The following is a 19,376-nucleotide window of genomic DNA, read 5'->3' on the forward strand; positions in this document are numbered from 1 at the left end:
ATCCAAAGCATGTAAGACATTGTAAGTGCAGTTGCAACAAGACCCAAACCAAATGTTACAGCTCTAATTGTTGATCCTTCTTCAATGGCAGTTTCTAATGCACCGTAAAAAAGAATCCATTCGCCCATGAAACCACTTGTTGGTGGAACACCCATTATTGTTAATGCACCAATTACTGCACATACGGCAGTGATTGGCATCTTTCCTGCTAATCCTCCTAATTTTGAAATGCTTCTAGTTCCGACTTTAATAATAATAATTCCTGCCATCATGAAGAGAATGCCTTTTCCAATTCCGTGTGTCACATACATCATCTCTGCACCTGATAAACCAAGTGAAGACATTGAACCAATTCCAAACAAAAGATAACCCATCTGGCTGATACTAGAATATGCTAAAAGACGTTTCAGATCATCTTGCATTAAAGCCATTGCACCACCATAAATCATGGTAACAAGGCCCCAGATATGGAACCAAATTGAGAGCTCTGCATATGTTAAAGGCAAGAATTCTACAATTAATCTAAAAAGACCATAAGCTCCAATTCCAATCATTGCTGGAGACAATAATGCACTGATTGGTGTAGGTGCTGAACCATGGACATATGGAAGCCAAACATGGAACATGAAAACTGCCAGTTTAACTCCAAGTCCTATAGAAATTGCGACAGCAGAGTACATTGCAATATCAGCTGGAATTTCAGATTCGTTGATATCTGCAAAGTCAAAACTACCAAGAGTCAATCCTATCATCAAGAATCCCAATAGTAAAACAACTGCACCTGCGTGAGTCCAAAACAAGAACATTAAACCAATCTTTCTTCTTGGACCATCACCCCAGAGAGCAACCAAGAAGAAACCTGGAATCAACATCACTTCAAAGAAAATATAAAATTCAATCAAATTGGTGGAAAGAACTGTTCCAAGCATACCCATTGCAAAGACAAGGTATAGTGCAAAGTAAAGGCCAGATTTAGCATTAACATAATCTGATAGAGAGGATGATTCTACAATTGATGTTTGGCCGCTACCAGAAGTATTTAGTTTCTTTTCTTCTTCAAATTGCTCGTGGAATTTGTGAATCATATATGGTTTTGAGTAAAGTGCCAAGATTGTGGATAGCACATAAATGATGATTGCAAATGGTGATGCCAATCCATCCAATAAGAAACCAAATTCGCCGAACTGTTCAGTCCATGGATAATGTTCTTCTACTGTTCCAGATAGTGCTGCATTAATTACAAGGATTGTTGTGTACAACAGAATTGCAAATGTAAACCACATTGCAGGAGTTGGTCCTACTTTTCTTCCAATGATGTAAGCTACTGGTGATAAGAGTAATGGCAAGAAAACTGCCTGTAATAATGCGTATTCCATTATCCTTTCAAGCTCCTAAAGTCTGCAATATCGACATTTTGATACATGCGGTAAGCGACAATGATTAATGATAATCCAACTGCAACTTCTGCTGCGGCAATTGCAATTGAAAATAATGCCATAGTTTGACCACCACTATGAGGTAAAAATCTACCAAAAGCAACAATGTTCAAGTTTGCGGCATTGATGATTATTTCAACTGCAAATAACATTCGGATAAAATTACGTTTAACTGCGAGTCCATAGATTCCTATGCCGAGCAAGGCAACAGATACCAAAGTGAAATCAACTAGCTCGCTGGTCATTCTCCACATCCTCTCGTTTGGCTAAAACTAGTGCACCAGTAACAGAACCTGCCAAAAGCAACCCCATGAGAATTAATGCAGGCCAATAATATGTTACGAAGTCAGTTCCTATATCTCTAAAGTCAGTAGCAGGCTCATCAGTAGTTATGGTCTTGATTCCTGAATCCAAGAATACAGCTCCTAAAGATACCATAACTACAAGCATCAAACCAATACCTGCAAATTTTCTTCTCTTATCTTCAATTTTTTTGAAAATTAATTCTCTCTTAACTAACATTACAGTAAACAAGATCAAGACAGCGATTGAACCAACGTATACTGCTAATTGGAATAATGCAACAAATGGTGCATCAAGCAAGAAAAAGAATCCAGCGATTCCTCCTAAAGTCCCCATCAGAGCAATAGAACCATAAATTAATGATCTTAATTCTAGTGCAGCAATTGCTGAACCAATTGTAATCACTGCTAGTGCAAGAAAAGCAGCATCAGCCATGTGTTGCACCTCTATCAGATATTTGGATTTCACTATCCTGTGCAACATATGGTTTTACTTGAAGTTGTGCAGGAGTGTAAATCAAACCTTCTTTTGAAAATGAGGATAACTCATAATCATTTGTCATGTAAAGTGCATAAAATGGACATGCATCTACACAAAGACCACAGAAGACACATTTTCCATAATCAATTTGTGGCATGATTGATTTTTTATTTTGTTTTTGCTCTTCTGGAACTTTTACCATTGCAATAGCTTCTGCAACACCTTCACATGCAATTGAGCATAATTGACAACCAGTACAATGATCATGAAACAACATATGTCGTCCTTTTAATCCTGCAATTCCAACACCTGTCGAAGGATCAAATTGATATCCATCACCCACAAACTTTAATTTCTCCTCAGGATAACGTAGTGTAAATCGTTTAGTAGCAATATGTTTAATTCCTGAATTTAATGCTCGAATAATACCAGTTGCGGTTCCCATTATTGTAATCCTCCTGGCCCTAACACTCCAGCGTAAAGCAAGCCAAGTGCAATAAAGATGTTAATGAATGCCAATCCAATTAATTTGGTCCATCCAAGATTCAATAACATATCAACTCTAATTCTTGGGAATACACCTCTTGGTAACAAGATGAAGAATATGACACCAACGGTTTTTAGAACAAACCAAAGAGTACCATTAAGCATCTCTTGAGTAAATAATGGCAATCCAGGGAATGGTCCTGCAACAATAGGGCCCATTTCAATTCCCTTTTCAAGAAGTTCTGCTGGGAATGGAGGAACGATCATTGGACCATTCCATCCACCCAGGAAAAGTACAACAAATAATCCTGCAAACGCATATAGTTTGAGATAAGTTCCTAATTGAACAAGTCCATACATCATTCCAGATAATTCAGTTAGCCATCCTGCTACAATCTCACTTTCTGCCTCTGGTAGATCAAATGGAATTCTTTCCAACTCAGCAAGCATTGTGATAAAGAATACAATTGCACCTACTGGTAAAAATACAATCCATGGGAAACTAGACTGACTAGCAGCAATCTCAGACAAATTAAGTGAACCAGTTAACATTACTACACCTAACAAAGACAGGATCAGTGGGATTTCAAATGAAACCATTTGGAATAATGCCCTGATACCACCAATGAATGGGAATTTACTGTTTGCAGACCATGCAGACAGGATTGTAATAATTGGGAAGAATCCAATTACTGCAAATACTCCAAGTAATCCCATCTCTACATCTGCAACTACCCAACCAGGAGCGACAGGAATGAATGCAACAAATGCTGCGGCAGTTGCAACAAACAATACAGGTGCAGCCCAGAAAATAGGTTTATCAGCTTTTGCCGGAATGATAATTTCTTTTGAGATTAATTTTAGACCATCACCCATTAATTGTAAAATACCTTCTAATTTTCCACAATAGAAAGGACCAACTCTTAATTGTAATTTTGCAAGCATTTTTCTTTCAATAAAGATTGTTCCTGCTGCAATTAATGCTGCAAATCCAAATCCAGGAAATGCCATAACTCTAAAGATATCAGTTGCCATGAATGCTTTAACAATTGGAAGAATACGAGACGGATCCGCTATCCAAGTTAATGCAAGAAATGGTGTAAGTAATTCACCATCGATTACTGGCATTTCAATTACAAATAGAACCATCATAATTGCAGGAAGACCAATAAGGACTACAATGAAAATAATCCAAAATACATTATCAAGTAAAGATTTGATAAATTCACTTAGTTTGAAATTTGGTGCAATAACTGACATTTATCGGTCTGCCTCCACTGGCCAATAATTAAGACTCCAATAAACTGATGGCATATTACCTAGTTTTTCGCCTCTTAGAAGATTTGGTAAAGCAATTAGATTTCTAAAGGAAGGAACACTCAACTTTACTCTATATGGTTCTGTTTTAGCATCAGAGACGATATAGCAACCCAAAGATCCTCTGCCAGATTCTACACGTTTGTAAACAGATTCAAGTCCCTTTGTTTTTGGATTTGGTTTTAGTTTAACTCGTACAGATCCTGACTTTGGCATTTTTTGTAATGCTTGTCGGATAATGTTACAGCTTTCCATCATATCAAGCCATGGAATTCTAGATCTAGCATAAGAATCTCCTTCCTTCATTACATTAGTATGAACATCTAATTCATCATAGACATCATATGGTTCTTTAACTCTAAGATCATAATCAACACCACTAGCACGAAGTACAGAACCTGTTGTTCCGTATCTGATTGCATCTTGTCTTGATAAAATACCCGTATCTCTAGTTCTTGAAATTAGAATAGGGTTATCGTAAAACACTGCAGCATATTCTTTGATACGTTTTTCAAAATAGTTGACTTGACGTAGACAAACATCTTCAAAGTTTGGCGGTAAGTCATTTCTAACGCCACCTGGAACAAAGTGTGCATGTGTTACTCTAGCACCCGTCATTTTTTCCATAAGATCAATCAGTAATTCACGATCTCCTGCAGGCCACATGAACATTGTAGAATGTCCCAAAAAGATACCATAGATTGCAAGCCAATACATGATGTAAATACATCGATTAAGTTCAGATGCAATTACTCTAACATATTTTGCACGTTCAGGAACTTCAATTCCAAGAAGTTCTTCTGCACCCAAGACATATGGATATAATACATTACATGAATCGTGAATTACAGGTCTTTCCAAGTGAGGAATGTTTGTAATGTAATTTCTATACTCGGCCATTTTTTCTTCTCCACGATGAACATAGCCTGGATCAGGATCACATGCAACAATATAATCACCATCAATTTGTACAATAATTCTCATATGTCCAGAACCTGGATGTTGTGGTCCGACATTAAGAGTCATGATTCTCTCATCAACTTTTTGGAGTGCTAATCCAGGAGGTAATTCTACAGTCATCTCTATCTTCCTTTTATTGCAAAGTCCTTTCTAAGTGGTGGTAAATCTGCCCAGTCTTCTGGCAAAAGTAATCGTCTGTTATCAGGATGACCTTCAAAGAAAACTCCAAACATTTCAAAAACTTCCCTTTCATGAAATTCAACACTATAAAACACATCTCTAAGAGTTGGAAGTTTTGTTGCATCATTGCCAGGAATTGGATGTGTTTCTCTTGGAGCTCTAGTAGCTAAAACTAGAATTTGTCTTGCCAATGATGAATCAGTGTAAGATCCTATATGATAAACAACCTCAATTTCATTGTCTTGGGGGTAATCGACTCCTGAAACAGACTCTACATGATCATAATTTAATCCATCACGAATAAATTCAGCAACATCATGAACACTTTCTCGTCCAACATTAATTCTGACTCTATCTTCTTTTACAAATCCAACTTCAACTTTGTCACCGAACTTTTCAACAATTTTATCAGAAATACTCTTTTCAAATGCAGGTAACTCTACAGGTGCAGGTTTCTTTGCTGCAGGTTTAGGAGGAGTTTGTGTTTTAGGTTTTGCATCTGCAGGAGGATTTTCAGTTTCAGTACTCATTATACAAACTTCCTAGCCTTCATTCTCTTGATTTTTTCTTGCAATAACATGCATCCTTGAATGAGAGTTTCAGGTCTAGGTGGGCAACCCGGAACATACACATCAACTGGGATAACTCCATCAATTCCCGGAAGTACATTGTATGAATCAAAATACAAACCTCCAGTAATTGCACAAGCTCCCATAGCAATTACATATTTTGGTTCTGGCATTTGATCATAAACTAATCTAAGACGTGGTGCCATTTTTCTTGTGATAGTTCCTTGAACAACTACAAGATCACATTGTCTTAATGAACCAAATGCTTCAATAATACCAAATCTTTCAACATCATATCTAGGACTTGATGCTGCACCAAATTCTACACTGCAACAAGCTGTTTCAATGTGTACAGGCCAGAGGGACCAAATTCTACCCCAATTAATGGCATAGCCCAATGGTTTATCAATTGCTTTTTCTAAAATATCTCCGAGTTTTCCTACAAAGACATTTGCATTTTCTGGTGTCACTAAATCTTTAAGCAATCTTATCCCCTACCCTCGTAAATACAATTTATATAAAAAACTACCATATCCTTCGTCTCCCTGATTGATACAATGCAAATGCCATAGCACCAAACATGATTGCTAAAAAGCCCATCATAGGTAAAGTTGCAATCTTTGGAATTTCTAAAAGTGCACTTCCCCATGCATACAAGAAAATTGCCATTACATCAAATACTACAAACATCAGAATATACGGATAATATTGCATCATAAAATGAGTTCTTCCTTCTCCAGAAGGGACTTGACCACATTCCATTGGCAAAAATTTTACTGGATTACTTCTTTTTCGAGGAGAAATCATTCTAGAAATTACTAGAGCTGGAGCCATTGCTACTATACCAAACGCAAACATCAATACAACGGTACTGTAATTGCCCGCTAATTCCCCGACCAATTTAGCTTTTCACTCCAATTTTTGTATAAAAAGGTATGTTTCATTTTTAGGATCAGATTTGAAAAAAATAACTTTTGAAAAGAACTTAATAGGATAACACCAGATTGCGATCATGGCATTAAATGTAGGAGATATTGCCCCCAATTTTGAACTTCCAGACACAGAATTGAAAATGCGGACTCTGGAGGAATTCAAAGGAGGTAAAATTGTCTTATCGTTCATAGTAGCAGCAAGCTCTCCTGTTTGTGAAGTAGAACTTTGTACATTTAGAGACTCTTGGAAAGAAATTTCTAATACGGGTGCCAAAATTGTAGCGATTAGTAATGATGGTCCATTTGCAAACAAAGCTTTTGCAGAAAAACATAACTTTAGCTTCCCATTATTAGCTGATTATACAAGTAAAACAATAAGAGATTATGATGTTTTGATGCCAGATTTACTACACATCAAAGATTACAATGCAGCAAAACGTTCTGTTTTCATAATTAATGAAGATGGAAAAATTGGTTACAGATGGGTTTCAGAAGATCCTCTAAAAGAACCAAACTATGAAGAAATTAAAAATTTCTTGAAATAAAAAATTATTCTATTTCAGCAACAACGTCGCCTTTAGCCACAGTTGCTGTTTCTTTGACTTTAATTGTTTTTACAATTCCGTCTTTATGTGATTTAATAGCAACCTGCATTTTCATAGACTCCAAAGTACAGATCACATCTCCTTTCTTTACCGAGTCACCTTCTGTAATAGATATTGATACAACCTTGCCAGGAATTTGACTTTTCAAAGCTAGTTGTGCATCACCTGCACCACCGCCACCTGAATTTTTGTAAACAACTTCATCAAAGTGAATATGTAAATTTAGTGTGATAGGAACATTGTCAATTACAATATTCATTTCATTTGTAGATTGTTCAAGATATTTTGCTTTGTGATATTTGTTATCTAAAATAAATTCAATTCCTTTAGAATTCATTGAAATGATTTTTAAATTATGTTCGTTATCATTGATCTTAATTACATAATCGTTGTTGCCAAGATTCTCAACTATCTTCCCGTCGAATGATTTTTCAATATCTTGTATTTTATAATTCATTTATCATCAGTCCAGTTTGTATTTCCAATTAGAGTTATTTGCAGTGCTGGTTTGTGCTCTACTCTTAAAGTATTCAGAATGAATGATTGCAGCAGCCAGTGCAGCCTCACTTTTTTCTTCTTTTTCTTTTTTGAGATCTTCAGTTAATCTATCAATTATTCCATAACGTTTTAGGAAATCTGTTGAAAGTTGACCATTCTTGTACTCTTCAGTATTTAGAATTGTTTTGTAAAGAGGAATTGATGTTTCTACACCTTGAACATACATGTCATTTAATGCAGTAAGCATTCGTGTCCTAGATTCTTCAAATGTAGGTCCCCATGTACAGAGTTTTGCCATTAATGAATCATAAAATGGAGATACCGTACATCCAGGATAGAGATAAGTATCACATCTAACATTTGGTCCTGCAGGAATTGTCACGTCTGGAACAGGCCCGGTTGAAGGTGCAAAGTCCAAAAATGTATCTTCTGCATTAATTCTACATTCAATTGCATAGCCATTCATCTTTAGATCTTTTTGTTTGAATGGAAGTGGTTCTCCGTTTGCAATATCAATTTGTAATTTAACAAAGTCTAATCCTGAAACCATTTCACTGATAGGATGTTCTACTTGAAGTCTTGCGTTAATTTCAATAAAATAAAATTCTCCATTATCAGCTCGCAAAAATTCTGCTGTACCGAGATTAGTGTAATCAACGGCTTCTGCAGCTTTGACAACTAATTCACCAATTTCTTCTCGTTTTGCGTTATCTACTACGGGAGATGGAGTTTGTTCAATTAGTTTTTGATTTCGTCTTTGAATAGAGCATTCTCTCTCAAATATATGTACAGCGTTACCATGATGATCCCTACACATTTGATATTCAATGTGTCTTGTTTTTTCTAGAAATTTTTCAACAATGATTGCAGATTTTCCAACAGCAGAAATAGATTCCGAGGTTACTGTTTCAAAACCTTCTTGTAATTCTTTATCATTAGTCACTAGTCTAATTCCACGTCCTCCACCACCATAGACAGATTTCAACAGAACAGGGTAACCAATTTCATTTGCAATTTTTTCTGCTTCATCTGCATTAGATACCAATCCCGGACTTCCAGGTACTGTTGGAACTTTAGCTTTTAACATTGCAGCTTTGCATTCCATCTTATCACCACAGAGATTCATTGAATCAGCAGATGGACCAATGAAATTAATTTTATGTTTCTCACACAATCTTGCAAAGTCATCATTTTCAGAAAGGAAACCATAACCTGGATGTACTGCATCAGTTCCTGATTTGAGCATCACTTCAAGGATTTTATCTTGATTAAGATATGATTTTGCAGGTGCAGCTTCTCCTATATGATATGCTTCGGTTGCTTGTTTAACATGCATGGAATTATAATCTTCATCAGAATACACAGCAACTGTTTTGATTCCTAATGCTTTGCATGTTCTAATAACACGTAAAGCAATTTCTCCTCTATTTGCGATAAGTACTTTTTCAATCATCGTTAATCACAGGTTGATATTTCCATGTTTTCTTGGCAATTGTTTTACTCTTTTGTTTTCAAGCATTTCAAGTGCTTTAATCAACATAGGTCTCGTTTCAGCAGGATCAATTACATTATCTACGGTTCCGTGAGATGCTGCAACATAAGGATTTTCGAATTTTTCTGCAAATTCATCAATCAATTGTTTTTTTAGGGCTTCAGCATCATCGGCTTCATTAAGATCTTTTCTATACATAATTTTTACAGCAGCTTCACCGCCAAGGACGGCACATCTTGCAGTGGGCCATGCATAATTGATGTCAGTTCTGAGATTCTTACTTCCCATTGCAATGTAAGCACCACCATATGCCTTTCCAATTACTAGGGTAATTCTTGGAACAGTTGCTTCACAGTATGCATAAAGCAATTTGCTACCATGTCTAATGATACCATTATGTTCTTGGTTAGAACCAGGCATGTATCCAGGAGTATCTACTAGAGTTATTATCGGAATATTAAATGAATCACAAAATCGAATGAAACGTGCTGCTTTGTTTGATGAATCAATATCAAGTGCACCTGCAAGATGAATGGGTTGATTTGCAACAATTCCAACAACTTTACCATTTAATCTGCCATAACCTACAACAATATTTGGTGCAAACAGTTCATGAACTTCAAAGAATTCATGATTATCAACAATTGAATTAATGATTTCTTTCATATCATATGGTTGTAAAGGATTTTCTGGAATGATATTGATCAAGTTGTGATCCATTCTATTTGGATCATCATCAGTTTGAATTTTTGGCGGGGCTTCAGTATTATTTTGAGGGAGATATGAAATCAGTTTTTTGATATAATCCATACATTCGTATTCGTTTTGTGCAACAAAATGTGCAACTCCACTTTTTGAGCCATGTGTCATTGCTCCACCAAGATCATCAAATGAAATCTCTTCTCCTAACACAGTCTTGACTACATCAGGACCTGTAACAAACATTGTTCCTACTTTATCAACCATAATTACAAAGTCAGTCATTGCAGGAGAATATACAGATCCACCTGCTGATGGACCAATACTTGCAGTAATTTGTGGAATTACACCTGATGCAAGTTGATTATGATAAAAGATATCTGCAAAACCATCTAGACTCATTATTCCTTCCTGAATTCTAGCTCCGCCAGAATCCATTATTCCAATTATTGGACACCCTGTTTGAACAGCATGATCCATTAGTTTAGTGATTTTTTTAGCTCCCATCTGACTTAGTGTTCCACCAAGTACAGTGAAATCATATGCAAAAACAAAGATCTGTCTTCCATGGACATTCCCATAACCGCCAACTACTCCATCAGTAAAGAATTTCTTTTTCTGCATATCATACTCATGATAATGATGGGTAGTCAATGGATCAATTTCAGTAAAAGTGCCTTCATCAAGTAAAAGATTGATTCTCTCACGAGCAGTTAATTTTCCTTTTTCGTGTTGAGCCTTGATTCGATCTTGACCCCCACCTTGTAAGGATGTATTATTTTTTTTAGCATATCCTTCAATCTTTTCAGAATGCACGGTATTCTACAACAACAGGGTTCCTATATTAATTTAGTTTCAGCATTCCAACATATGAAAATTTTATAAAAAATCAACGATCGTTAGTTTTTTTATAATTTCAAGTGTTAAGAAGTGAAAATTTCTTATTAACATATTTTTGATAAGCGTCAAAAGCATCCTTTTCTTCGCTGCATTTCTTACAGATACATAATTGAGAAACGTTTGGAATATCGCAATTTTCCTGAAATTCACATTGATCACATCCTGCAGGACCTCCACATACAATGCATTGTAGTTCGTTAATTTGGGCACATTTTTCATGTTTCACACCCAATCCTTTCGCCCAAAGACCAATTTCATTGACAGGTATTTTTTCATTACAAACTATACATGTGCCGGGAAATTTCATTGGGATTTTCCTCCAGCTCATTTTAATAGTTCAATCTCCTTTTCTATAAGATCACCAAAAGTTTCTTCCAATTCCAGTTCTAGAGTTTTGTTTTTTATGCACAATAAAACAAAGGGTAAACACAAGGTCACAAAAGAACTAGAAGACAGATGAAGTTTTTTTGCCATAATGGATGACAGTGATTTGATTTTTGCACCATCCCAGCGTATTCGGTTTAGTAAAGGCCATGATAAATTGTATTGAGCATATCTAATCCTATCATCATTTTGATATAATTTTATTAAAATATCATTCAGGTATCGAAGTAATCTCCAATTCTGAGTTTTCATTATTCTTCCATAAAGCATGTCAGATTCAGATATTATCTCTAAATATTTTGCAAGTGTGTGAGGATTTAACTCACTTGTGATAATGCTAGAATAAAATGCATTAATTTTTTCTCTAGGATCAATTTGCATTGAATATAGAACGATTCTGGCCTCTTCAATTGAATTTGCTTTAAAGAAAGCATTCACTCCATCTTCAACGTTGATGTTTTCAAATGTGGTTTCGGTTTGAGGATTAAATCCAGTTACGAAAGATTGCGTAAGATTGATCATTGACCGGATATCACCTTTTGATTTAGTAATAACTTTGATTATTGAGCCAGGACTTAGTTTTGCGTTTTGTTTTTTTAAAATATTTTCAAGATATACTCGTAATAGTCGTGGCGGTATTTTTTTGAATTGAATTGTTTTTACAACTTTTTTAATACTTTTCATTTTGTCAGAAATATCATTGTTTGCTGCAAGAACAATTGGGACTGTGGGTTCCTTTAGAATATCCACTAATGCCGATGCTCCTCCATAATCACCACGACCATGAATTCCATCAACTTCATCGACAAAAATCATTGGGGTCCCCATGACGCTAACATTTGCCAGAACAGGCGTAAGAATTTCATTAATTCTTGATTTGCTTCTAACATCACTTGCGTTTAATCCAATCATATCATATCCAAATTGTTTGGCAACAAGATATGCAATGGTAGTTTTTCCTATCCCCGGAGGTCCAACTAAAAGCAATGGCTTTGTGCCCTTTTTCCATTTGACAAACCATTCAGTAATTGCAGCTCGTGCTTCTTCGTTTCCTACCATATCAGAAATTGTCTGAGGTCTATATTTTTCGGACCACATCAAAATAATCACTTGGGAAGTTTAGATTGATACTCTGACCATTTATTGGCTTTTTGTAGTTTATTGTACCAGTATTGATTATAATGTTCTACAGTCAGAAATAAGAATTCCAAAAATTCCTTATGAGAAAAATTCTCTGGCAATAATTCAAGTGTTAGTCTTGCATCTTGCAAATACAAATTACTTTTTTCTAGAGTAACATCAAATCCTTTTTTCACATCATTGGCCAACAAGGAATAGTATAGCGGCCAGGAAGGGATTTTTACAAAACCATTTTTGATAGAGTCTTCAATTTCATTTCCACAGCCAACTCCTTCGGCAGCTCTTGCCATGCCCAAATAGAAGATTTCACCTAGAGGTCTTTCTGCTAAAGCCATGTTTCTTCCAGCAGTTCCCATGACTGCACGGTATTTTTTATAAGACAGAGTCATTTCTTCTTCAGTAATTTCTGTGGGTTTTGATTTTAGTTTTTCATCTAAATATTGTCCAATTCTTGCATCTTCAAATCCTGCTTCAAATTCTTTTAGAACATGTTCACCGCCTTTAGAGATTTTATCTCTGGCTAATTTCAAAATGTACGGATTCATCAGTTTGTAATCATCAAGAAATTCCAAATCTTCATCTTTATCTACAATTCTATCCATTGGTTCGCTTAGATCTATTGCGAGAATATGTCCTTCAACAACATCTTGTTTTAATTGAGGATCATCTCTTCCAGAATATTCTGCTGCTGCATCAAATAATCCATTAAAAACAGGAAATGTCATTTTAACAAAATTTGAATTCAAAATTCGATTTACCCGATCTTGCATTACTTCAAGACTTTCCAATTTTGATTTTATAGGCTCGATTTCAGATGCATTTAGTATGATTTCGCTGGAGCCGACTTCATTACCAAATGCTTGTTGAGTAGCATTTGGATTTGTATCAGATTTGATTTCATCAAGTAATCCTTTTGCAAATCTTTCTGCAAAGTTTGGGAATTGATTTTCTGTTTCTTCTTTGTATTTGTTAAATAATTTGTAACCTTTAGATTTGAATAGAGCTTGTTTCATAATTTGCTTTCCAGGTTTTGTACTCATCAAAGATTCTTTACTGATAACTGATTGATCTTTTCCACTCACAAACGTTAAGCTTCTTTATTGTTATTTATGCTTTCAAACTAAATTTTTTCTTCACTTAAATTACGAGCGACTGGTTTGATAATATGGAAATAATAGAAATTCTCCGTGAAGCTTCACAGAAAATTTATGAAAATGTAAAAGATCTTGCAGGAACAGATGATGCAGCAGGAGATTTTGGTATTGGTGCTGGAGGAGACATTTCAAGGAACATAGACATAATTGCAGAAAAGACAGTTTTGGATTATCTAAAAAAAAATAATTTTGAATGTATAGTATTAGGTGAAGAATGTGGACGAGTGGAACTATCAAGCAAACCAAAAGGCTTTGTTATAATGGATGCAGTTGATGGTTCTGCAAATGCAGTTAGAGGAGTTCCCTTTTTTTGTAGCTCATTAGCTTTTGCATCTGAAGACAAACTCAGTTCAGTTACAGACGGTGTGATTACAAATCTGACAAATGGGGAAATGTATTGGGCATCAAAAAACAAGGGAGCATTTTTTAAAAATAAGCAAATCAAAGTTCATAAAAAAAATCCAATTTACAAAATTGTTGGAATTAACACATCAGGAGCATCCATTGACTTGATGACCAGATTAAATCCAATATATGAAAATTATGAGCACACTAGACATTTTGGAGCAAATGCACTTGAAATGGCAATGTTTGCAAGAGGACTAATGGATATTTTTATTGATTTAAGGAAGAAAATTAGAATTCAAGACATTGCTGCAGGTTACGTCATTGTCAAAGAAGCAGAAGGTATTCTGTTAGATGAAAATTTGAATCAGCTTGATGCAAATCTAAGTTATGAAACAAGAGTTTCTTTTATTGCAGCTGCAAATCAAGAAATTCTTGATGAAATAATGTCAAAAATAGACAAATGAGTTTTTGGAATAAAAATTGGAAAGAAGCAGTAGTTTGATTGTTTATTTGACATTCTAGTGTTTTTGATAGATCTTTTGCCTTTTATGTTAAGAGAAATATATTTAACCAAAGTCAGGAAAAAGCTTCTTGTATGGTCACTGAGATAAAAGCAAAGGTCATCTATAGGGAATTGCTTAAAGAAGATCTTGTAATCATCAGACTCGTTCCAGAGAAAGGAATGCCAGAATACAAAACGGGTCAATTTTTGACGATAGGACTTCCAATTCCTGCAGAGAAAAAAATTGTCAGAAGAGCATATTCTATTGCATCACATGCAGAAAACAGAGATTATTTTGAATTTGTAATTAGGTGGGTAAGAAAACCACTTCCAGGTCGTGTAACTACTGAATTGTTTTATCTCAGTGTGGGCGATGAAGTTTTTCTTGGTGAACCAACTGGAGCTGCATTACAAATTAGTGATAAACTACCAAATGGGCAAAAAGACAATAGAAGAGTGATTTGTGTAGGTGGAGGTACAGGATTAGCGCCATTTATTGCATTTGCAAAACATTTTCACGATACTAATGATAAACGAGAAGTGATTGTTCTTCATGGCGCAAGTTATGTTGATGAATTAAGCTACAAACGGTTATTGACAGACTTGGAAATGGAGAGTGAGAAAAGGGGAAGAGACCAATGGAATTTTAGATATAGAGCTGCAATCAGCAGACCAAGAGAATTTTTCAACAGATCATGGAATGGTCACGTAGGCAGAGTTGAATCATTTTTCCAACCAAATAAGAAATCAGGACTGTCACCTGTGGAAGAAATGGTAGGTGAAGAACTAACTCCAGAAAACACAATTATCTACATTTGTGGTTATCAAGGAACAATTGATGGAGTGATTGAATATCTAGGACCAAAAGGATTCGTTACTGAGCATGAGAAGAAACCTGATGGAAGTTTTGGAATCAAGTTTGAATCATATGGATAAAAAAAATCCAAAATATTACCATAAATTTCATTTTGTATTGATTCTTAAAAGAAATTCTCTATTATTCGCAAATACCTGTGGATTTTTATATTGATTGTTTTTCACCAAAGTATGGCAAAACTCAAGTGCAATGATTATGGATTTGAGTGTGATTTTGTATCAGAGGGAGAAATGGAATCAGTTATTGATGAATTTAAAAAGCACACTGATGAAGAACACGGAATAGATTATTCTAAAGAAGCCATCATGCAATTTCTTTTAAGAAAACAAGGAGTATAGAAAATTTAAGCATCCAATCTTTTCATTCTGGCAGATAAAACTGGGAGTTCTTTTTCGATGATTTTTTCTACTGCAGGAACAATTCCTGCTCTAGCTTTTACACTTTCTTCAAAAATTTCTGCAATCTGATCTCTAAACAGTAATTTAATTCCAGGAAGTGCAGTGATTCCTTCATCAACAGTTCTTGGTTCAGACAAATCTATGACCAATGTGCCTTTTTTCTTTTCCTCCATTACTAATCGAATTCTCTCATAAGTGATCAAGAAATAATCAGAGGTTGTTGCAACTAAAATAATATCATATTTATCAAATCCTGCCAATACATCATTGAAATCTACAGGGTTTCCACCAAGAATTGTTGAAAAGCCAGTAGCACGTTCTAAACTGCGGCTTGTAACATCAAAAGCAATTCCTTTTTTGCTCATAGTTTTTGCAAGCATTGCAGCAGATTCACCAGTGCCAATTACCAATACTTTCTTTTTTGAATCAAGGCCTGCTTTTTCATCAACTACCTTCATTGCAACATCTCCTAATGAAACAACATCTTTTGCAATACCTGTTGTATCCCTCATTCGAGCGGCTAATCTAATAACACGATCAAATAATTTATTGAGAATCTTTCCAGATGTGCCAGCACTCTTTGCATCAGACGCTGCCTTTACAATATCATCAAAAACACTTTGCCAACCAACAACTAATGAATCCAATCCAGATGCCAATCTTAAAAGATGTAAGTAGACATCATCTCCTTTGTAAACCTCAAGTGTTTGATCAAAATGATCAATGTCAATTTGTTCTAATGAAGACAAAGATACCCAGGTATCTTGAATTTGATTTAATACCAATGCTTTGCCTTCTGGTCTTCTAGCATCTGGAGAATCATCAGTTTCAACATTACTTACTGTAAATATTTCAACTCTAGTTTCGGTTTGGATGATAACACATTCCTCAACACCAGGTATTTTTTTAAATTCTGCACATGCAGCAGGAACGTCTTTGAAAGTAAATTTTGATAATGTATGGATTGGAACATTTTTGAAAGTTACTCGCGCATTTATTACATCAAAAAATACTTGACTCAAACCATTCACCTATTATGCTTTAATTTTATCCCGCCCGCCTTTAGCTGTCCTAAAAACATTCATACCAATATAATAATTTTCATGCAATGATTCCAAGTAAGTAATTTCATTTTCCGTATCTTTAATTTCTTTTTGAGTTGCAGTAGGATCATTTTTTAATTGTTCAAGTTTCTGTTTAGATTCCTCTAAAAATGAGTCAACCCCACGTTCATAATTTGAAAGACCTGCATATTCTGGACTAAGAACATGTTCAGGAATATATTTTGGAGTTTGATCACGAAATATCTCTGCTTGTCGAGTAAGAGATTCCTGTTCATCTGCTGAAAGAATTGGTCGTGGAAAACGGTCTTGTTTATCTAACCAAAATTCAGGCTCACCCATTTCCCGTCTAAAAATTTCTTCGCCTTGTCTCTTAAAGGTGAAATCAGATTTGGCAGCTGCTTCTGCTTTTACTTCAGATGCAATGGCTTTGTATTCTTCTTCAGCTGCTGCTTCTGCTTCTGCTTTTGCGGCTTCTGCTTTTGCAAGTGCTTCTTTAACTGCAAGTTCTGCGTCTTCAGCTGCCTTAGCTGCAGCTTCTGCTTTCAAAATTGCATTTTCAGCAGCTTTTGCTTCTTCAGCCTCTTTTACATCCTCAGCTGCTTTAGCATCTTTAATTGCCTTTTCTGCTTTTTCAGCTGCTTTTGTTGCCTCTTCTGCTTTGGCAACTGTTTCTTCTGGAATATTATTTTCAATTTTGTCTGGAGATGCTTTATCAGATGTTGAATCATTGGTTGATTTTGTTTCGACTCCAGATTCTTTCTTCTCTTCAGACAACAAATTTCACTCAAATTCCCTGAATTTTAATATTCTTGTGAGATTCATCTCGGAATCCATCATAGTTCAATAATTTTTCTAAAAATCTAATTCTGATCGGTTGTCAAACGGTTTTCCGTTAATGTGATAGAGATAATGGCGCCCTCGGCGGGATTTGAACACGCGTCTCAGCCGTGACAGGGCCGAATTCTAGACCGGGCTATACTACAAGGGCACAAATTCTTTGAGTCAAATTGCCAGATTAAAAGTTTCTGTCAGAACAAAATATTTTGTAAAAGACTAAATTATACAGTTAAGGCATTTTTTACGAGGGTCTATGGCGCAGCCAGGTAGCGCACCGGACTTTTAATCCGGTTGTCAAGGGTCCGAATCCCTTTAGACCCGCTCTCTTTTACTTTATTCATTCAATTATTGCATTGATCTGTTTTGTTAATTCATCAATCGACGTATTGACTTTATTTTCTCTTTTAGAGACATCAATTCTATATTGATTAATTTTCTTAGTTCTATCAGATATCATTCGTTTTTGCTCATCATATCCTGATGAACCAAAAGAGGTTCTGTCCTTTAATGAAGAAACAACAGTTGTAGAAGAAATAATGTTTGAAACAATTTTAGGATCAACTTTTGTACCATTGACTGATTTTTCAATTTCAGACATAGTCAATTTTGACATGGGTTTTTTTGAGATATGAGCTAATTGAACTAAAGTTCCTGAAATTTTATGGGTTACCCTAAACGGAATTCCTTCTTGAACTAATTTCTCAGCAACGTCTAAGGCTATGAGATTGCTTGATTCAGTTACTTTTTTCATTTGTTTTTCATTTACTTTCAAAGTTAGTAGAATTGATTTTAAGATTAATAATGCACTGATAGATATTTTTGATGTTGACCAGATAGAGGATTTTATTTGTTGTAAATCACGTCCATATCCAGATGCCAATCCTTTAACTGTAGTTAGGATTGCAGTTAGATTTCCAATTATTTCTGCAGTTTTACCTCGGGTTAATTCTAAAATATCAGGGTTCTTTTTTTGAGGCATCACACTTGAAGGAGATGTAAATTCGTCTGAGAGTTCAATAAAAGAAAATTCAGATGTTGACCAAATTACAAAGTCTTCAGATATTTTGCTTAGATTAGTCATCATAATAGAAAGCATTGCAACATATTCTGCTACAAAGTCACGTGTACTTGTAGCATCAATAGAATTTTCAACAATACCATCAAAACCCAACATCTTTGCGGTACTATGTCTGTCAATAGGAATACTTGTCCCCCCTACAGGTCCTGCACCTAATGGACTCTGATTGATTCGCTCAAAAGTCCCATACAATCTTTCAAAATCTCTAGTTAGGACATCAGCATGTGCTAAAAGATAATGTGAAAAAAGACCAGCTTGAGCTTGTTGAAGATGAGTATAAAGAGGCATGATTGTTTTTTGATGATTTTTAGCCACAGATACCATGGCTTCAACAGTATCTAAGAGACAATTACATATGATGTTGATATCATCTCTAATTTTCATTCTAATGTCTAAAACAACTTGATCATTACGAGATCTTGCAGTGTGCATTTTCCCACCGCTTGCCATTCCGGCTTTCTTGATTACTAATGATTCAATTAATTCATGAATATCTTCAGCTCCAGAGGATGTATCAAATTTTTCATTTTTTAAATTCTCTAATGCGGATAAGATTTTTTTTGCATCATTTTTTGAAATGATATTTTTTTGAAACAACATTAGAGCATGCGCTTGACTACCAAGAATATCATACAGCGCAATTTCAGAATCATCATTTACAGATGAAACATAATCTAAAGTAATATCACTCAAATCAGTACCAAGACGAGAACGATACATTACCTAAGGTTCTATAA

Annotated in this window: 22 protein-coding genes and 2 tRNA genes; 5 read left to right on the forward strand and 19 right to left on the reverse strand. The window is 35.2% G+C overall.

Features of this window, described 5'->3' with window-relative positions:
- The 9 genes from OEW78_RS05545 to OEW78_RS05585 form a co-directional block, all read right to left on the reverse strand.
- Positions 1–1,376 (reverse strand): NADH-quinone oxidoreductase subunit M (locus tag OEW78_RS05545; RefSeq protein WP_300325310.1); only part of this gene is annotated, 1,376 nt, incomplete at its 3' end.
- A complete protein-coding gene (gene nuoK, locus OEW78_RS05550; RefSeq protein WP_014964447.1) occupies positions 1,376–1,681 on the reverse strand; it encodes an NADH-quinone oxidoreductase subunit NuoK in 306 nt (101 codons plus the stop codon). The genes OEW78_RS05545 and nuoK, both read right to left, overlap by 1 nt.
- Entirely contained in the window at positions 1,662–2,174 is a 513-nt protein-coding gene (locus OEW78_RS05555) for an NADH-quinone oxidoreductase subunit J (RefSeq protein ID WP_300325313.1), read from the reverse strand. The genes nuoK and OEW78_RS05555 overlap by 20 nt, the downstream gene beginning before the upstream one ends.
- Positions 2,167–2,664, reverse strand: a complete 498-nt coding sequence (locus tag OEW78_RS05560; protein WP_014964445.1) for an NADH-quinone oxidoreductase subunit I — start codon at positions 2,662–2,664, stop codon at positions 2,167–2,169. The genes OEW78_RS05555 and OEW78_RS05560 overlap by 8 nt, the downstream gene beginning before the upstream one ends.
- Positions 2,664–3,965 carry an NADH-quinone oxidoreductase subunit NuoH gene (nuoH, locus tag OEW78_RS05565; RefSeq protein WP_300325318.1) on the reverse strand — a complete coding sequence of 434 codons (1,302 nt, stop codon included), beginning with the start codon at positions 3,963–3,965 and terminating at the stop codon, positions 2,664–2,666. Before nuoH ends, OEW78_RS05560 begins: the two co-directional genes overlap by 1 nt.
- Complete coding sequence (locus OEW78_RS05570; protein ID WP_300325321.1) at positions 3,966–5,102, reverse strand: NADH-quinone oxidoreductase subunit D; 1,137 nt, start codon at positions 5,100–5,102, stop codon at positions 3,966–3,968.
- Between the two features lie 2 nt (positions 5,103–5,104).
- Positions 5,105–5,692: an NADH-quinone oxidoreductase subunit C gene (locus OEW78_RS05575; RefSeq protein ID WP_300325324.1), complete on the reverse strand. Its 588-nt coding sequence runs from the start codon at positions 5,690–5,692 to the stop codon at positions 5,105–5,107.
- Entirely contained in the window at positions 5,692–6,216 is a 525-nt protein-coding gene (gene nuoB / locus OEW78_RS05580) for an NADH-quinone oxidoreductase subunit NuoB (RefSeq protein ID WP_014964441.1), read from the reverse strand. Before nuoB ends, OEW78_RS05575 begins: the two co-directional genes overlap by 1 nt.
- A gap of 40 nt (positions 6,217–6,256) precedes the next feature.
- Positions 6,257–6,589, reverse strand: coding sequence for an NADH-quinone oxidoreductase subunit A (locus tag OEW78_RS05585; protein ID WP_014964440.1), 333 nt, complete (start codon positions 6,587–6,589; stop codon positions 6,257–6,259).
- 154 nt (positions 6,590–6,743) lie between these two features.
- Here OEW78_RS05585 and OEW78_RS05590 point away from each other — a divergent pair, with 154 nt between their 5' ends.
- Positions 6,744–7,208, forward strand: coding sequence for a peroxiredoxin (locus OEW78_RS05590; protein WP_300325328.1), 465 nt, complete (start codon positions 6,744–6,746; stop codon positions 7,206–7,208).
- Positions 7,209–7,212: 4 nt separating this feature from the next.
- On the opposite strand, the gene OEW78_RS05595 is transcribed toward OEW78_RS05590, so the two are convergent.
- From OEW78_RS05595 to OEW78_RS05620, 6 genes are all read right to left on the reverse strand, one after another.
- The gene (locus tag OEW78_RS05595) at positions 7,213–7,725 is read right to left on the reverse strand and encodes an acetyl-CoA carboxylase biotin carboxyl carrier protein subunit (protein WP_300325330.1); all 513 of its coding nucleotides are present in this window, start codon (positions 7,723–7,725) and stop codon (positions 7,213–7,215) included.
- A 6-nt stretch (positions 7,726–7,731) separates the two neighbouring features.
- A complete protein-coding gene (locus OEW78_RS05600; RefSeq protein ID WP_300325333.1) occupies positions 7,732–9,219 on the reverse strand; it encodes a biotin carboxylase N-terminal domain-containing protein in 1,488 nt (495 codons plus the stop codon).
- A 6-nt stretch (positions 9,220–9,225) separates the two neighbouring features.
- Positions 9,226–10,773, reverse strand: coding sequence for an acyl-CoA carboxylase subunit beta (locus tag OEW78_RS05605; protein WP_300325337.1), 1,548 nt, complete (start codon positions 10,771–10,773; stop codon positions 9,226–9,228).
- Positions 10,774–10,873: 100 nt separating this feature from the next.
- Positions 10,874–11,185, reverse strand: a complete 312-nt coding sequence (locus OEW78_RS05610) for a hypothetical protein (RefSeq protein WP_300325340.1) — start codon at positions 11,183–11,185, stop codon at positions 10,874–10,876.
- A complete protein-coding gene (locus OEW78_RS05615; protein WP_300325343.1) occupies positions 11,182–12,339 on the reverse strand; it encodes an AAA family ATPase in 1,158 nt (385 codons plus the stop codon). Before OEW78_RS05615 ends, OEW78_RS05610 begins: the two co-directional genes overlap by 4 nt.
- Before the next feature lie 8 nt (positions 12,340–12,347).
- Positions 12,348–13,463 carry a hypothetical protein gene (locus OEW78_RS05620; protein WP_300325346.1) on the reverse strand — a complete coding sequence of 372 codons (1,116 nt, stop codon included), beginning with the start codon at positions 13,461–13,463 and terminating at the stop codon, positions 12,348–12,350.
- An 83-nt stretch (positions 13,464–13,546) separates the two neighbouring features.
- Between OEW78_RS05620 and OEW78_RS05625 the strand changes: the two genes are divergently transcribed.
- The 3 genes from OEW78_RS05625 (at position 13,547) to OEW78_RS05635 (ending at position 15,600) form a co-directional block, all read left to right on the forward strand.
- Positions 13,547–14,347 carry an inositol monophosphatase family protein gene (locus OEW78_RS05625; RefSeq protein ID WP_300325349.1) on the forward strand — a complete coding sequence of 267 codons (801 nt, stop codon included), beginning with the start codon at positions 13,547–13,549 and terminating at the stop codon, positions 14,345–14,347.
- A gap of 131 nt (positions 14,348–14,478) precedes the next feature.
- The gene (locus OEW78_RS05630; protein ID WP_300325351.1) at positions 14,479–15,321 is read left to right on the forward strand and encodes an FAD-binding oxidoreductase; all 843 of its coding nucleotides are present in this window, start codon (positions 14,479–14,481) and stop codon (positions 15,319–15,321) included.
- Positions 15,322–15,432: 111 nt separating this feature from the next.
- Positions 15,433–15,600: a DUF1059 domain-containing protein gene (locus tag OEW78_RS05635; protein WP_300325354.1), complete on the forward strand. Its 168-nt coding sequence runs from the start codon at positions 15,433–15,435 to the stop codon at positions 15,598–15,600.
- A gap of 5 nt (positions 15,601–15,605) precedes the next feature.
- Here the strand turns inward: OEW78_RS05635 and OEW78_RS05640 are convergent, their stop codons facing one another.
- The 3 genes from OEW78_RS05640 to OEW78_RS05650 form a co-directional block, all read right to left on the reverse strand.
- A complete protein-coding gene (locus OEW78_RS05640; RefSeq protein ID WP_300325356.1) occupies positions 15,606–16,682 on the reverse strand; it encodes a glutamyl-tRNA reductase in 1,077 nt (358 codons plus the stop codon).
- Positions 16,683–16,694: 12 nt separating this feature from the next.
- The gene (locus OEW78_RS05645; RefSeq protein ID WP_300325358.1) at positions 16,695–17,498 is read right to left on the reverse strand and encodes a hypothetical protein; all 804 of its coding nucleotides are present in this window, start codon (positions 17,496–17,498) and stop codon (positions 16,695–16,697) included.
- A gap of 136 nt (positions 17,499–17,634) precedes the next feature.
- Positions 17,635–17,712, reverse strand: a tRNA-Asp gene (locus OEW78_RS05650).
- 96 nt (positions 17,713–17,808) lie between these two features.
- On the opposite strand from OEW78_RS05650, the gene OEW78_RS05655 reads away from it, so the two are divergent.
- A tRNA-Lys gene (locus OEW78_RS05655) sits at positions 17,809–17,882 on the forward strand.
- Positions 17,883–17,898: 16 nt separating this feature from the next.
- On the opposite strand, the gene argH is transcribed toward OEW78_RS05655, so the two are convergent.
- Positions 17,899–19,359 carry an argininosuccinate lyase gene (gene argH, locus OEW78_RS05660; RefSeq protein ID WP_300325360.1) on the reverse strand — a complete coding sequence of 487 codons (1,461 nt, stop codon included), beginning with the start codon at positions 19,357–19,359 and terminating at the stop codon, positions 17,899–17,901.
- Positions 19,360–19,376 lie beyond the last annotated feature (17 nt).

This window comes from Candidatus Nitrosopumilus sp., assembly GCF_029882185.1.
In the GTDB taxonomy this organism is placed as follows: Archaea; Thermoproteota; Nitrososphaeria; order Nitrososphaerales; family Nitrosopumilaceae; genus Nitrosopumilus.

Excerpts from the sequence above, each read along its gene's own strand:
- nuoK (WP_014964447.1), bottom strand. The coding sequence starts at position 1,681 with ATGACCAGCGAGCTAGTTGATTTCACTTTGGTATCTGTTGCCTTGCTC.
- OEW78_RS05555 (WP_300325313.1), bottom strand. The coding sequence starts at position 2,174 with ATGGCTGATGCTGCTTTTCTTGCACTAGCAGTGATTACAATTGGTTCA.
- OEW78_RS05560 (WP_014964445.1), bottom strand. The coding sequence starts at position 2,664 with ATGGGAACCGCAACTGGTATTATTCGAGCATTAAATTCAGGAATTAAA.
- nuoH (WP_300325318.1), bottom strand. The coding sequence starts at position 3,965 with ATGTCAGTTATTGCACCAAATTTCAAACTAAGTGAATTTATCAAATCT.
- OEW78_RS05570 (WP_300325321.1), bottom strand. The coding sequence starts at position 5,102 with ATGACTGTAGAATTACCTCCTGGATTAGCACTCCAAAAAGTTGATGAG.
- OEW78_RS05575 (WP_300325324.1), bottom strand. The coding sequence starts at position 5,692 with ATGAGTACTGAAACTGAAAATCCTCCTGCAGATGCAAAACCTAAAACA.
- OEW78_RS05585 (WP_014964440.1), bottom strand. The coding sequence starts at position 6,589 with ATGTTTGCGTTTGGTATAGTAGCAATGGCTCCAGCTCTAGTAATTTCT.
- OEW78_RS05590 (WP_300325328.1), top strand. The coding sequence starts at position 6,744 with ATGGCATTAAATGTAGGAGATATTGCCCCCAATTTTGAACTTCCAGAC.
- OEW78_RS05595 (WP_300325330.1), bottom strand. The coding sequence starts at position 7,725 with ATGAATTATAAAATACAAGATATTGAAAAATCATTCGACGGGAAGATA.
- OEW78_RS05600 (WP_300325333.1), bottom strand. The coding sequence starts at position 9,219 with ATGATTGAAAAAGTACTTATCGCAAATAGAGGAGAAATTGCTTTACGT.
- OEW78_RS05610 (WP_300325340.1), bottom strand. The coding sequence starts at position 11,185 with ATGAGCTGGAGGAAAATCCCAATGAAATTTCCCGGCACATGTATAGTT.
- OEW78_RS05615 (WP_300325343.1), bottom strand. The coding sequence starts at position 12,339 with ATGTGGTCCGAAAAATATAGACCTCAGACAATTTCTGATATGGTAGGA.
- OEW78_RS05625 (WP_300325349.1), top strand. The coding sequence starts at position 13,547 with ATGGAAATAATAGAAATTCTCCGTGAAGCTTCACAGAAAATTTATGAA.
- OEW78_RS05630 (WP_300325351.1), top strand. The coding sequence starts at position 14,479 with ATGGTCACTGAGATAAAAGCAAAGGTCATCTATAGGGAATTGCTTAAA.
- OEW78_RS05635 (WP_300325354.1), top strand. The coding sequence starts at position 15,433 with ATGGCAAAACTCAAGTGCAATGATTATGGATTTGAGTGTGATTTTGTA.
- argH (WP_300325360.1), bottom strand. The coding sequence starts at position 19,359 with ATGTATCGTTCTCGTCTTGGTACTGATTTGAGTGATATTACTTTAGAT.